Annotated in this window: 14 protein-coding genes; 10 read left to right on the top strand and 4 right to left on the bottom strand. The window is 70.3% G+C overall.

Annotated elements, in window-relative coordinates; genetic code table 11:
- The first annotated feature begins 55 nt into the window (after positions 1 to 55).
- From EDD29_RS20810 to EDD29_RS20800, 3 genes are all read left to right on the top strand, one after another.
- Entirely contained in the window at positions 56 to 919 is an 864-nt protein-coding gene (locus EDD29_RS20810; RefSeq protein ID WP_123666021.1) for a helix-turn-helix transcriptional regulator, read from the top strand.
- A gap of 16 nt (positions 920 to 935) precedes the next feature.
- Entirely contained in the window at positions 936 to 1,187 is a 252-nt protein-coding gene (locus EDD29_RS20805) for a GntR family transcriptional regulator (protein ID WP_123666020.1), read from the top strand.
- 120 nt (positions 1,188 to 1,307) lie between these two features.
- Positions 1,308 to 1,973, top strand: coding sequence for a hypothetical protein (locus EDD29_RS20800; RefSeq protein WP_123666019.1), 666 nt, complete (start codon positions 1,308 to 1,310; stop codon positions 1,971 to 1,973).
- A 139-nt stretch (positions 1,974 to 2,112) separates the two neighbouring features.
- On the opposite strand, the gene EDD29_RS20795 is transcribed toward EDD29_RS20800, so the two are convergent.
- Positions 2,113 to 2,433: an enoyl-CoA hydratase/isomerase family protein gene (locus EDD29_RS20795; protein ID WP_123666018.1), complete on the bottom strand. Its 321-nt coding sequence runs from the start codon at positions 2,431 to 2,433 to the stop codon at positions 2,113 to 2,115.
- Here EDD29_RS20795 and EDD29_RS20790 point away from each other — a divergent pair.
- A complete protein-coding gene (locus tag EDD29_RS20790; RefSeq protein WP_123666017.1) occupies positions 2,432 to 2,746 on the top strand; it encodes a hypothetical protein in 315 nt (104 codons plus the stop codon). The genes EDD29_RS20795 and EDD29_RS20790 overlap by 2 nt on opposite strands.
- Before the next feature lie 4 nt (positions 2,747 to 2,750).
- On the opposite strand, the gene EDD29_RS20785 is transcribed toward EDD29_RS20790, so the two are convergent.
- Complete coding sequence (locus EDD29_RS20785; RefSeq protein WP_123666016.1) at positions 2,751 to 3,677, bottom strand: WD40 repeat domain-containing protein; 927 nt, start codon at positions 3,675 to 3,677, stop codon at positions 2,751 to 2,753.
- A 191-nt stretch (positions 3,678 to 3,868) separates the two neighbouring features.
- Positions 3,869 to 4,669 carry a hypothetical protein gene (locus tag EDD29_RS20780; protein WP_123666015.1) on the bottom strand — a complete coding sequence of 267 codons (801 nt, stop codon included), beginning with the start codon at positions 4,667 to 4,669 and terminating at the stop codon, positions 3,869 to 3,871.
- 205 nt (positions 4,670 to 4,874) lie between these two features.
- Between EDD29_RS20780 and EDD29_RS20775 the strand changes: the two genes are divergently transcribed.
- Both EDD29_RS20775 and EDD29_RS20770 read left to right on the top strand, forming a co-directional pair.
- A complete protein-coding gene (locus EDD29_RS20775; protein WP_123666014.1) occupies positions 4,875 to 5,726 on the top strand; it encodes a hypothetical protein in 852 nt (283 codons plus the stop codon).
- A gap of 71 nt (positions 5,727 to 5,797) precedes the next feature.
- The gene (locus EDD29_RS20770; protein ID WP_148086032.1) at positions 5,798 to 5,980 is read left to right on the top strand and encodes a hypothetical protein; all 183 of its coding nucleotides are present in this window, start codon (positions 5,798 to 5,800) and stop codon (positions 5,978 to 5,980) included.
- Positions 5,981 to 6,014: 34 nt separating this feature from the next.
- Here EDD29_RS20770 and EDD29_RS20765 read toward each other — a convergent pair whose 3' ends face one another.
- Positions 6,015 to 7,520: an alkaline phosphatase D family protein gene (locus tag EDD29_RS20765; RefSeq protein WP_123666012.1), complete on the bottom strand. Its 1,506-nt coding sequence runs from the start codon at positions 7,518 to 7,520 to the stop codon at positions 6,015 to 6,017.
- Between the two features lie 183 nt (positions 7,521 to 7,703).
- On the opposite strand from EDD29_RS20765, the gene EDD29_RS20760 reads away from it, so the two are divergent.
- The 4 genes from EDD29_RS20760 (at position 7,704) to EDD29_RS20745 (ending at position 12,160) form a co-directional block, all read left to right on the top strand.
- The gene (locus tag EDD29_RS20760; protein ID WP_246052889.1) at positions 7,704 to 7,952 is read left to right on the top strand and encodes a UBP-type zinc finger domain-containing protein; all 249 of its coding nucleotides are present in this window, start codon (positions 7,704 to 7,706) and stop codon (positions 7,950 to 7,952) included.
- A 46-nt stretch (positions 7,953 to 7,998) separates the two neighbouring features.
- On the top strand, positions 7,999 to 9,408 hold the full coding sequence (locus EDD29_RS20755) for a serine hydrolase domain-containing protein (protein ID WP_123666010.1): 1,410 nt from the start codon (positions 7,999 to 8,001) through the stop codon (positions 9,406 to 9,408).
- A gap of 125 nt (positions 9,409 to 9,533) precedes the next feature.
- Positions 9,534 to 11,276 carry a 3-oxosteroid 1-dehydrogenase gene (kstD, locus tag EDD29_RS20750; protein WP_425454979.1) on the top strand — a complete coding sequence of 581 codons (1,743 nt, stop codon included), beginning with the start codon at positions 9,534 to 9,536 and terminating at the stop codon, positions 11,274 to 11,276.
- A 98-nt stretch (positions 11,277 to 11,374) separates the two neighbouring features.
- Positions 11,375 to 12,160 carry an IclR family transcriptional regulator gene (locus tag EDD29_RS20745; protein WP_123666008.1) on the top strand — a complete coding sequence of 262 codons (786 nt, stop codon included), beginning with the start codon at positions 11,375 to 11,377 and terminating at the stop codon, positions 12,158 to 12,160.
- Positions 12,161 to 12,269 lie beyond the last annotated feature (109 nt).

The following is a 12,269-nucleotide window of genomic DNA, read 5'->3' as shown; positions in this document are numbered from 1 at the left end:
CAAGCACCCGCCCCCGTGCGTTGACGGAGATCCGGACGGTACGGGGAGGAACTGGATGGACCGCGGCGAACTCGCTCGATTCCTGCGCAGCAGGCGCGAGGCTCTGCAACCCGAGGACGTCGGACTGCCGCGGAGCAGACATCGCAGGACGAGCGGACTGCGCCGCGAGGAGGTCGCCGAACTCGCCGCGATCTCCGCCGACTACTACAGCCGGATCGAGCAGCAGCGCGGGCCGCGCCCGTCGGCGCAGGTCCTGGGCGCCATCGCGGACGCCCTCCGGCTCACCCCGGAGGAGCGCGACCACCTGTTCCGCCTCGCCGGGCACCCGGTGCCGGCGCGGGTCGCGGCCGATCCCGTCGACGCGGGCATCATGCAGATCTTCCAGCAGCTCGAGGACTCGCCCGCGCAGATCACCAACCAGCGCGGCGAGGTCCTGGCGCAGAACCGGCTCTCCCGGCTGCTCCTCGGCGACCAGACCCGGCACGAGGGTTTCGCCCGCTCCTTCGCCTACCGCTGGTTCACCGATCCCGCCGAGCGTCTGCTCACCCCGGCCGAGGACCGCGACCGGCACAGCCGCACCCTCACCGCCCAGCTCCTCGCCGCGCGCACCCGGGACCCGAAGGACGCCGGCACCGCGGCCCTGGTCGACGAACTCCGCGACGCGAGCCCCGAGTTCGCCGCCCTCTGGCACGACCGCCCCGTCGTCGGCCCGTACTGCCCGGCCAAGCATCTGGACCACCCGCTCGTCGGCCCCCTCACCCTCAACGGCCAGACCCTCCTGGACCCGGCCCACCCCCACCGCCTCACCGTCTTCACCCCTGCGGACCCCGACACGGACAGCCGCCTGGCCCTCCTGTCCGTCCTCGCCGACGAGACCCCGATGATCCACACCCGTGCCCACGCCCAGACCACGCCCTGACGTCGAAGAAGGCGACATGAGCTCAACCGCGAGGGGCGCCTCCTCGCAGATCGCGGAATCCCTCAAACACCGCGTCACCGACGGCGTCTACGCCCCAGGCACCAAGCTCCCCTCGGAATCGGCCCTCTGCGCCGAGTTCGGCGTCACCCGCAACACGATGCGCCGAGCACTCTCCGCCCTGGAGAAGGCGGGTCTGGTCGTGACGATCCCCGGCACGGGCCGCACGGTCCGCGACCCGGACGGACCCACCAGGCCCTCTCCGCCGTAGAAGGCGCCGATCTCGTCCGAGATCCCCACCTGGCCTTTGGTCACCCGAGGGGAGCATTCGATTTCGGAACGTTGCACATTGGGCCTATCGGACCGCCCGTTCCGCGCCTAGTGTGACGGCATGGGCGGCAGGGACGAGGCGCTGCGCTCGGTGGCGGGGTTCTACCGGAGATCGGGCTGCATCAGGGGGCCGATTCCGGAGAGGCTGCTGCGGGACCGGTGGCGGTACCACACGGGCTGGGAGATGCGGATCTCCGTCGAGCCCGCGGACATCGAGACGCTCCAGACCGCGATGCGCTCCGCGGGGATCAGTGTGGCCTCGGCGTTCCGGGAGCGGGGCCGGTTCGTGCAGCCGATCTACCAGAGGCACGTCGTCGCCGCGCTGGTGCGCGAGGCGCGCGAGGAGATGCCGCCGGGCCTCGGCCCGCAGTCCTGGGGGAGCGCGGAAAGCCGGCCGCCGACGCCGGAGCGGCGGACCGGCGAGCGGGACCGGGCGCTGCGGATGGTCGGGCACTTCTTCCGCGAGGGCGGGACGGTCTACGCGCCCGTCCCCGATCCGCAGGCTTCTCCCCGCCTGACGTGGCGGCGTTCCGCGAGGTGGAGCGCCCACATCGCGGTGGCTCCCGACGCCCGGGTGGTCGCCACCTTGCAGGGCCACCTCGCCAAGGCGGGACTGCGAACGGCGAAACTCATCCCCCGTCCGGGCGTCGTGGTGCAGCCGGTGCACGGCCGGGAGCAGGTCCTCGTCCTCCTCCGCGCGGCCGGCGTCGAGACCCGCGGCCTGTGAGCCCGCCGCTCCGGCGCCTCCCCGAGGTCCCGGTGAGAGAAGCCCGCCGCTCTTCTTCCACCGCGCGGCGCCTACGGGAGGACGGCTTCCAGGTCGAGTTCGGCGGGACGGGTCTGGGCACCGGCGGCGAGGACGGCGGTCATGCGTTCGACGGCTTCGGGGGAGGTGAACACCTGGCGGATGAGGGTGTCCTCGATGAGGAGCCCTCGGGCAGGGGAAGGGCTGAGGCTTCAACGGCCTCGACGGCCGCGGCGACGGCGTGCGGAGGGCGGCCGGCGATGCGACGGGCCAGGCCGGCCACGAAGGCGTCGAGCCCGTCGGCGGGCAGGGCGCGGTTGATCCATCCGTAGCGTTCGGCGAGGTCGGCGTCGAACGCGGCGCCGCCGAGGATGATCTCGAGGGCGCGGGCCCGGCCCGTCAGGCGAGGCAGGTGCTGGGTGCCGCCCGCGCCGGGGAACATGCCGAGCGGCCTCGGGCTGGGCGAACAGGGCGGTGCCGCGCGCGGCGAAGCGCAGGTCCAGCGCGAGGAGGAACTCCGCGCCCGCGCCGCGCGCCCGTCCGGCGACCTTGCCGATCGTGATCTGCGGGAGCGTGCGGATCGCTTCGAACAGGGTCGCCGGCGGCGCGAGCGTGCCCGGCTCCTGGGTGGCGAACGCCGCCAGCACCTCGGGCTGCTCGACCACCGACAGGTCGCCGTGCGCGATGAAGAACCTTCCGACGTGGACGTGGAACCGGGTCCCCTCCTCCGCTCCCTCCCTCCCGAAACCCCCTGACACCTCAGGTGAGGCGGACCTCAAGCGCGCTTTCGGGAACCCTGTGGCAGAGAACGGACTCCGCCGGGCCGATGTGGATCCGGTGATCCGCCAGCCGGACGCCCCCGAGCGGCTCCCCTCCCCACGCGCCGCCCCTGAAGAAGCCGCTTCCGAACGACCTGCCCAGGTACCGCCCGGTGACCGGATTCCAGTGCCGCACCTCATGTCCGAGAGAGAAGGAGACACCAAGACGAACCTCTCCTTCGACGACCACGAAGGACAGGTCGTGGACGGCCGCGCTGAGCACGGCATCGCAGTCCACCAGAACCGGCTTCGCGCCCGCACCGGCCCGGACGTCCCAAATGGCGATGACGCCGCCCTCCTCACAGACGGCGAGTACCTTCTTTCCATCGGAAAGAGCGCCGAAGGCGATCCGGTTCGCCGCCATCCCGATATCGAGCGGCCTGCCGAGCGGCCGACCGCTCTCCAGATCCCAGTAGCGGACGATCTCGTCGTCGGAGCTGCCAATGATGACCGTCTGCCCTTCGGCCCCCTTCTGGACCTCCACCGCAAGAACCGGGCATTCGGTCCGCAGCGGCTCCCCGAACGGGTTTCCGTGGGCGTCCCACCGCAGTACCTCACAGAAGTGGCTCGGCGCGACGATCACCACGTCACCGCCAGGAAGCTCCCCCTGTCTCAGGCGCCCGAGTCGGCCTCCCCAGCTGGATGTGCCTATTCCTCCGGCGATCGGCGAGACGATTTCCTCCCCGACGAACGGGTTCCACGACCGCAGCCCTCTGCCCGTAGCACCCGCCAACGCGACGGAACCGTCCGCGTTCCGTACGAACATCAGATCGCGACTGCGGTCGCGGCCCTCGGCGACCGACCACAGCAGGAGCCCCGTGGCGGCGTCCCAGCATTTCACCGTCCGGTCGACGACCCCCGCGAACAACGGCGGCCCGCCACCACCCGCCGGTGCATAAGCCGGATACCGAAGCCGGTCATCCACATTCGTCAGAACGACCGAACCCACATTGCTCCCATCGATAACAATGGGAGCAATGGTACCGTCCGTCCCGATTCAAGCGCTTCCCGTACCCCAGGCGTGCCCGCCTCCCGCAACACCCGCCCGAGCCGAGCGGTCTAACCCATTTGGTCCTCTAGAGGGGCCCCTAGCAGGCCGTCCAGTTCGGCATACGGAATCTTGATCTCCTGACTGTTGCACGACATCGGGTATCCGAGCTTCCACAACGCCAGGCGAAACGTGAGGCCTTGCTTCGTCGGCCAGACCGAGGCCACCTTTTCAGCGGGCTTGTCGGACACGAAGTCCGTCGGTTCGAACGGCCGTGTGCCTTCGACGGTCCCGCAGAGCTTTCCGCCTTCGCCGTTCCGCACCAGAAGGTCCTCCAGCGTTCGTGTGCCGTCCGGAGTGCCGATCCGTTCCGCGAGCAGCTCGCGGGTTCCCAGCTCGCGGCCATCCTTGAGATCGATGGTGAGATAGGTGCTCGACCAGCTGACGTATCTGCCGAACTCCCCTCCATCCGTGTCGAACTTGTAGCTGACCGACACCAAGCGGGGGCCGTGCAGACCGACGGTCGCCCTGCTCGTCAGCAGCCGGGTCTTGGGGATCGACGGATCGAGCGGCTCCGGGTCGTCGGGAAAGGCCAGTTGGTCCAGGAACCTCTGCAGCGGCTCGGTCGCCGCGCCCTTCAACCGCTGGTTGATGCGGTCGGCCAGTGCCCGGTCGCTCAGTCCGTTCACTTGAGCGTACTGAATCTTCTGTCGGATTTCGAGGTCGACATGTCTTTTGCGAACGGTGCGGAGTTCGACGGTGATCTCTTCGGCGGGAGTGGGTGTCGTGGAGCCCGGTTCGTCGCCGGAGCAGGAGGAGGAGAGCGAGATTGCCAACGCCGTCACGATGACAATGCGAATGATTGGCCGCATGTGGCCTCCAAGGCCGTGGAGGAGCTTCTCCGGGTGAAATTTGCCATGCCTCCGCTATTTTGACTTCGTGCCGCGCAGCAACGCCACACGGCGACGAAATAGGAACCAGCGCACCAGGAACACCGCTCCTCCGTCCACGCCTCCCGCTTCGGGCGACAAGCGGTATGCGCTGTACACGGCGGTCATCACGAGCACCGTAGGGGCGGTGATCACCGTGCTCCTGCTCTACGTTCAGCCCTGGGTGACCAACGTGATCCCGCCACCGCCCACCCCGACTCCGAAGTTCCAGGGCGAAGCCGTGAAGGTCACCAAGGTGACACCGGTCGAGCGGGAGGACGACCATTCGTGGCTGCTTCCCGGTCCGACGGACGACGCCGCCGTCGTCGCGCTCAACCGTGAGATCGACGCCGCCGGCGGGCTGGGGAGTCGGGGCGGAGACAGGGCCATGCGCGAGTTCGGTGCGGTCGAGGCCAGATACTCCACCGTTGAAGTGGAGTTGGAGGGCAACCGTGCAGGGCCTGTCAGGATCACCGACATCCGGGCCGTCGCCGACTGCAGTGAGCCGTTGTCCGGTACGTACTTCGACGGTAGCCCGCAGGGGGGAGAGAAGGTCGTCAAGATCGGATTCGACCTGGACTCCAGATCTCCGGTGGCGCAGAAGATGGAGCGCCGGGCGGGTGAGGACGAGCCCCGCTTCGCCGGCCCCTACTTCGCCGACGAGAAGTACAGTCTGCACAATGGTGAGCAATTGACCGTCCGGCTCACCGCCCGGGCATTCAATGGCTTTTGCGAGTACCGCTACGAGCTCGAGTTGATCGTGGCGGGAAAGCCGACGACCCAGCTCTTTCCTTCGAAATCAGACGAGCCATTTCGGGTCTCCGGATTTCACGTGCTGCGCGGCTACGAGAACCTGCCGCCGTACGCTCGATCGCAGAACGTTGATTGCACCCGCTATCAGAGCGTCTACGCGGGTGGTTTCTACCAGGCCTCTCAGCCGGATACGCCATGGGTGCCGTCCAAGGACGCAGAGCATCGCTGTACTGGCCAAGGCGGCTGATATCGACGGCGGGGAGCCGGCGGGAACGGAATTCTCGTGGCAGTGATCAGGTCGAAGCACCCGCGATGTGCATGACGACCGCGGTGCCGCGGATGCGCGAGAGGGGCTTCGACGAGTTCCACGGCGCGCCCACCGCCGACCGGGTCGGAGACCTGGAGCGGCTCCTCGGCGAGCAGTTCGAGTCGGACGAGGCCCGATGGGGAGCCGGGGAGCGAGGCCAGGGGCCCGGCTCCGGGTGGGAGGCGGGCCCCTGAGGGACCTCGGGTGAGGAGGCCCGAGGGGGTGCGGTCAGGGGGTGAGGGTCTTGGTGTAGAGGGCGGTGCCGTTGAGGTCGATGAGCTTGACCGTCAGGGCCTTGGTGCGGGAGTCGATGGCCACGTGCCCGAAGAACTGGGCGCCTTCTGCGGGGGAGGCGTTGGCCCGGGGGCCCACCTTGATGAACTCCTGGGACGGACCGAGGCTCGGGTCGAGGGCGTTCGGGCCGAAGGTGCCCGCGTTGAGGGGGCCGGCGACGAACTCCCAGAAGGGGGTGAAGTCCTTGAAGGTGGCACGGTCGGGGGAGTAGTGGTGGGCCGCGGTGTAGTGGACGTCGGCGGTGAGGAAGACGATGCCGGTGACGTCGTGGCGGTGGGCGTGGCGGAGGACGTCGGCGATCTCGCGTTCGCGGCCCTTGGGCAGGCCCGGGTCGGTGTTGCCGACGCCTTCCTGGTTGACGGCGCCGTCGGGGACGATCAGGCCGATCGGGAGGTCGTTGGCGATGACCTTCCAGGTCGCGCGGGAGGAGCGGAGCTCGCGCTTGAGCCACGCGGTCTGCTCCGGGCCGAGGAGGCCGGGGCCGTCGGTCTCCAGGTTCGCGGTGTTGGGGTTCTTGTAGGTCCGCATGTCCAGGACGAAGACGTCGAGGTCGGGGCCGTAGGAGAGCTTGCGGTAGAGGGTCTTGCCGGGGGTGATGGGCAGGTACTCGTGGGCGGCCTGGGAGGCACGGGCGGCGAGGACGTCGACGTTCTTCTCGGTGTAGCGGACGTCGTCGAGGATCTGGCCCGGATACCAGTTGTTGCGCACCTCGTGGTCGTCCCACTGGTAGACGATCGGCACCTGCGCGTTGAAGGCGCGGAGGTGCGCGTCCAGGAGGTTGTAGCGGAACTGGCCGCGGTACTCGGCGAGGGTCTCGGCGACCTTGGCCTTCTCGGCGGTCACGAGGTTGCGCCAGGCGGTGCCGTCGGGCAGCGCGACGGTCTCGGTGAGCGGGCCGTCGGAGTAGACGAAGTCACCGCTGCACAGGAAGAAGTCGGGACGGGTCGCGGCCATCGCGGCGAAGATCTTGTAGCCGCCGAACGCCTCGTTGATGCCCCAGCCCTGTCCGGCGAGGTCGCCGGCCCAGACGAAGCTGACGTCCCCGTGCCGCTCCGGCGCGGTCCGGAAGGAGCCCCGCTCGGCCGCCGACTCCGACCGGCCGTCGTCGAGCGTCACCCGGTAGTGGATGTCGCGCCCCGAAGGCAGGCCGGAAAGGCGGACCTGCCCGGTGAGGTCGCTGCCGGGGGCGAGCCACGGACCCCGGACGGTCCGGGAGCCGCGGAAGTCCGGCCGGGTGGCGTACTCGACGAACATGCGGGACGGGCGGTCGGCGCGCGTCCACACCAGGGCGCGCCCGCCGGAGACGTCGCCGGACTGGACGCCGTGCGTGATCGACGGGCGGACCCGGGCCAGTGCGGGGGCGGCGAAGGCCCCGGGGACGGCGAGCGCGCCCCCGGCCACGAGGCCGGTGCGCAGCAGATCGCGGCGGGAGAAGGACATGGGTGCTCCAAGAACGGTTCGGGTGCCGACCAAGATCGTGCTGGCAGCGTCCGTCCGGCGTGTGACGTGCGGGTGAACCGGGGATGAGGTGCGCGCGGAGGTCACGCGACACGAGGGGGAGCAATGCGGTGGAGGGTCGCGGCGGACGAGAGATACGTGCCGACGGACCGGAGTTGCGTTCACGTGGACGACGCGGCCGCCGCGTCCGTCGGCACGGCCCGCGGCTGTGATGGCTGCGCGCGGGCCGGGACCCGCTGGGTGCACTTGCGAGAGTGCCTGACCTGCGGGCATGTGGGCTGCTGCGACACCTCACCGTGGGGGCATGCCCGGGCGCACTTCGCTGCGCACGGGCACCCCCTCGTCCGTTCGACGGAGCCCGGCGAGAAGTGGGGCTGGTGCTTCCACGACGAGGTCTTCATCGTCCCGTCGTGACGGCCGGGCCGCTTTCAGGGGATTCGTTCGACCGGGGGAGGCCGCGATGGCTCGAGGTGCGGGAAAGCGCGGGGCCGTCGCCGTCGCGGTGGCGCTGCTGCTGACGGCGCAGGGGTGCGGGGAGGAGAACTCCTCCATGAAGGCGCTCCAGGTGCTCAAGTCGCCCACCGCGTCGCCCGCGCCGCTGGACGCCGCGACCATGGCCCGGCTCGACGGCGCCGTCAAAGGCGTGATGCGGGAGGCGAAGGTCCCCGGCGTCATCGTGGGCTTCTGGCGGCCCGGGAGCGATCCGTACGTCCGTGCCTTCGGCATCGCCGACAAGGAAGAGAACACCGCGATGAGCACCGATCTGCACATGCGGATCGGGAGCGTCACCAAGACCTTCACCGTGACGGCCGTGCTCAAGCTCGTCGACGACGGCCTGATGGGCCTGGACGACCCGATCTCCGACTACGTGGGCGGCGTGCCGAACGGCGACGGGATCACGCTCAGGCAGCTCGCGGAGATGCGGAGCGGCCTGTACAACTACACCGAGGACCCGGCCTGGGAGAAGGCGCTGGAGAAGGATCCGCGGCGCGCCTGGACGCCCCGCGAGCTGCTCGACCACAGCTTCGACCATCCGCCGGTGTTCGCGCCGGGCGAGCGGTTCCAGTACAGCAACACCAACACGGTCCTGCTCGGCCTCGCCGTCGAGAAGGCCTCCGGCCGGGATCTCCAGGACTACCTGACGACGGAGGTGATCGAGCCGGCCGGGCTGAAAGACACCACGTTCCCGACGAACGCCGACATCCCGAATCCCCATGCGCACGGCTACACCGCCCAGGACGAGTCGGGGAAGGTCGTCGACGCCACCGACTGGGACCCTTCGTGGGCGTGGGCCGCCGGGGCCATGACGTCCACCTTGGGCGACATGAAGAGGTGGGCTCCCGCACTCGCCGAAGGCGCCCTCCTGAAGCCCGAGACCCAGGTCGAGCGTTTGAACGCGCCGGCTTCGGGCGTTCCGGGGCTGCGGTACGGGCTCGGCATCTTCGACGACCACGGGTGGCTCGGCCACAACGGCTCGATCCCGGGATACCAGACGGTCGTCGTCCAGCTCCCGGAGGAGGACGCCACCCTTGTCGTCCTCGCCAACACCGACGTCCCGCACGAAGGCAACGAGGTGAGCACCCTGTTCGCCCAGGCCGTCACCTCGATCGTCACCCCTGAGCACGTCTACACACTGCCGCCTTCGCCGGTGGCCTCGCCGACGGCCACGGCGACCTCTCCTACACCCACGGCCACCGAATCGCCCACAAGAACGGCAACGCCCACGAGGCCCGCCACCCCGATCGCCCCGGCTCCCAGGACCACACCGCCCACGTCACCCCGGACGTTCGAGACGCCCACTCCCGCGACGCCGCCGACGACCGCGCGCCCGCCCGTCACACCCACCGTGCCCGCGTCGCCCGGAGGCTGAGCGCGGCCGGAAGCGGGTGTTGACAAGTGGGTCCGTGAGAACGGATGCTCTCGATGTGACTCATGTCACATGATCGCGGCACTCGGCGCGAGGTGCCTCCGTCCCCGCGTCGAAAGGTGTTCCTCGTGCCCGTGCGACCCCCCACCCCCAGCAGACGCCAGGTACTCGGCGGCGCGATCGGCACCCTCGTCGGTGTCGCGGTCGCTCCGCACACGGCGGCCCACGCCGCCGCGGCCACCTACGACGTGGTCGTGGTCGGTGCGGGAGCCGCCGGGATGACCGCGGCGCTCACCGCGGCCGAGCGCGGCCTCAGCGTGCTCGTCGTGGAGAAGGCCGCCAAGTTCGGCGGCTCCGCGGCCCGCTCCGGCGCCGGGATCTGGCTGCCGAACAACTCCGTCATCCTCGCCGCCGGGGTGCCCGACACCGCGGCCAAGGCCGCGGCCTACCTCGACGCAGTGGTCGGCTCCGACGTCCCGGCCGACCGGAAGGCGGCCTTCCTGGCCAAGGGTCCGGAGATGCTGGACTTCGTCATGGCCAACAGCCCGTCCAGGTTCCTGTGGATGGAGGGCTACTCCGACTACTATCCCGGGCTCGCGGGCGGCATGCCGAACGGCAGGTCCATCGAGCCCGCGATGTTCGACGGGAACCTGCTCGGCGCGGAGCGGGCGAACCTGAACCCGTCCTACATCCCGACTCCCGACGGCGTCACGATCTACAGCCACGAGTACCGGTGGCTGAACATCGCGCTCGTCAACGCGACGGGCGCGGCGGTGTCGACCAGGACCGTCGCCCGGTGGGTCGCGGCGAAGTCGGCGGGCAAGGACCCCCTGACCATGGGCCAGGCCCTCGCGGGCGGCCTGCGCGCAGGGCTGCTGCGGTCGAACGTGCCCGTGTGGCTGAGCAGCCCGCTCACGGAGCTGCTGCACGACGCCTCGGGCCGGGTGACCGGCGTGACGGTCGACCGGAACGGCACGGCCACCACGGTCAACGCGACCCGCGGCGTCATCGTCTGCTCCGGCGGCTTCGAGCGCAACGCGGCGATGCGCGCCCAGTACCAGCAGCAGCCGATCGGCACGGACTGGACGGTCGGCGCCCACTCCAACACCGGCGACGGCATCCTCGCCGGGATCGGGGCGGGCGCGCAGGTCTCCCTCATGGAGGACTCCTGGTGGGGTCCGGCCATCCCGCTGCCGGACGAGCCGTACTTCTGCCTGTCCGAGCGGACCCTGCCGGGCGGCTTCATCGTCAACCAGCAGGGCAGGCGGTTCGTCAACGAGGCCGCGCCCTACAGCGACGTCGTCCACATCATGTACCAGCAGAACGCGACGGCGCCGGACATCCCGTGCTGGCTGATCGTCGACCAGAACTACCGGAACCGGTACCTGTTCAAGGACCTCTCCCCGACGTACCCGTTCCCGGACGGCTGGTACGCGGCCGGCGCGGTGAAGAAGGCCTGGAACATCCCGGCCCTCGCCGACGCGATCGGCGTCCCCCGCACGAACTTCTGGAACACCTACACCCGCTTCAACGGCTTCGCCTACTCCGGCAAGGACCTGGACTTCAAGCGCGGTGACTCGGTCTACGACCACTACTTCACCGACCCGGGCGTCTCCCCGAACTCCTGCCTGGCCCCCCTCCTCACCGCCCCGTTCTACGCGCTCAAGATCGTCCCCGGCGATCTGGGCACCAAGGGCGGCATGGTCACCGACGCCCGCGCCCGCGTCCTCAACGGCTCCGGCGCCGTGATCCCCGGCCTGTACGCCGCGGGGAACTGCTCCAGCGCCGTCATGGGCCACAGCTACGCCGGCGCAGGCTCCACCCTCGGCCCCGCCATGACCTTCGGCTACATCGCCGCCAAGGACATCTGATCCCGGCCCGGCCCGGGAGCCGTCCCACCCGGCGGCTCCCGGGCCGGCCGCGGCGGCCGTGCGCGGAACGGGTTTCCCCGGTCGCCTAACGTGAAGAGATGAACGAGGCGAAGGCTCCCGGGGTGGCGGCGAAGGTCATGGGAATTCTCGACGCGTTCGCGCCGGGCGATCCGGCGCTGACGCTGACCGAGATCTGTCGGCGGACCGGGCTGCCGCTCGCCACCGGGCACCGGCTGATCGGCGAGCTGGTGGCCGGGGGCTTCCTGGAGCGGCGCAGGGACGGGTCCTACCGGGTGGGGCTCCGGCTGTGGCAGATCGCGGCCCAGGCGTCGGCCGCGACCGTGCTGCGGGAGCTGGCCCTGCCGTTCATGCAGGACCTGTACGAGGCGACGCACGAGAACGTGCAGCTGGCGATCGTCCGGGAGGGGCGGGCGCTGTACCTGGAGCGGATCCGGGGCCCCCGGTCGGTGCCGATCGTCTCGCGGGTGGGCACGGAGCTGCCGCTGCACGCGACCGGGGTCGGGAAGATCTTCCTCGCGTTCGGGCCCGCCGAACTCCTCGAACGGGCGATCGGAGACGGTCTCGGGGCGCTCACCCGGCAGACGATCACCGATCCCGCGCGGCTCCGCGCCGAGCTGGCGGAGGTACGGCGGGAGGGCTTCGCGGTGACCCGGGAGGAGATGACGCTCGGGTCCTGTTCGGTGGCCGCTCCGGTCCGCGACGCGCGTGGCGGGGTGGTGGCGGCGCTCTCCCTCGTGGCACGGAGCGGAGCCGTCGACGTCCGGCGGCTGGCCCCGGTGGTGGTCGCCGAGGCCAGGGCGCTGTCACGCGACATCGCGACCCGGGGCAATCCGGAGATCCTGGCCGAACCCTCCTTCCGCTGAGCGGAATTCCTGGCGCGGGTCGCCGGGCCATGTCCAAGAAGTTCCCTGGGGAGTTTCAGGTTTTGCCTGGATCTTCCACTCAGCGGAAGTTTCCGTACGGTGTGGGCCG

The organism is Actinocorallia herbida, from assembly GCF_003751225.1.
Lineage (GTDB): Bacteria > Actinomycetota > Actinomycetes > Streptosporangiales > Streptosporangiaceae > Actinocorallia > Actinocorallia herbida.
The sequence above is the reverse complement of the archived record's forward strand: the minus strand, read 5'-3'. Positions and strand labels throughout refer to the sequence as shown.

Bases quoted from the DNA above. Each gene is read 5' to 3' on its own strand.
- EDD29_RS20755 (WP_123666010.1), top strand. From the start codon at position 7,999: ATGGCTCGAGGTGCGGGAAAGCGCGGGGCCGTCGCCGTCGCGGTGGCG.
- EDD29_RS20745 (WP_123666008.1), top strand. From the start codon at position 11,375: ATGAACGAGGCGAAGGCTCCCGGGGTGGCGGCGAAGGTCATGGGAATT.
- EDD29_RS20805 (WP_123666020.1), top strand. From the start codon at position 936: ATGAGCTCAACCGCGAGGGGCGCCTCCTCGCAGATCGCGGAATCCCTC.
- EDD29_RS20780 (WP_123666015.1), bottom strand. From the start codon at position 4,669: ATGCGGCCAATCATTCGCATTGTCATCGTGACGGCGTTGGCAATCTCG.
- EDD29_RS20765 (WP_123666012.1), bottom strand. From the start codon at position 7,520: ATGTCCTTCTCCCGCCGCGATCTGCTGCGCACCGGCCTCGTGGCCGGG.
- EDD29_RS20795 (WP_123666018.1), bottom strand. From the start codon at position 2,433: ATGTTCCCCGGCGCGGGCGGCACCCAGCACCTGCCTCGCCTGACGGGC.
- EDD29_RS20790 (WP_123666017.1), top strand. From the start codon at position 2,432: ATGCCGAGCGGCCTCGGGCTGGGCGAACAGGGCGGTGCCGCGCGCGGC.
- EDD29_RS20800 (WP_123666019.1), top strand. From the start codon at position 1,308: ATGGGCGGCAGGGACGAGGCGCTGCGCTCGGTGGCGGGGTTCTACCGG.
- EDD29_RS20770 (WP_148086032.1), top strand. From the start codon at position 5,798: ATGACGACCGCGGTGCCGCGGATGCGCGAGAGGGGCTTCGACGAGTTC.
- EDD29_RS20810 (WP_123666021.1), top strand. From the start codon at position 56: ATGGACCGCGGCGAACTCGCTCGATTCCTGCGCAGCAGGCGCGAGGCT.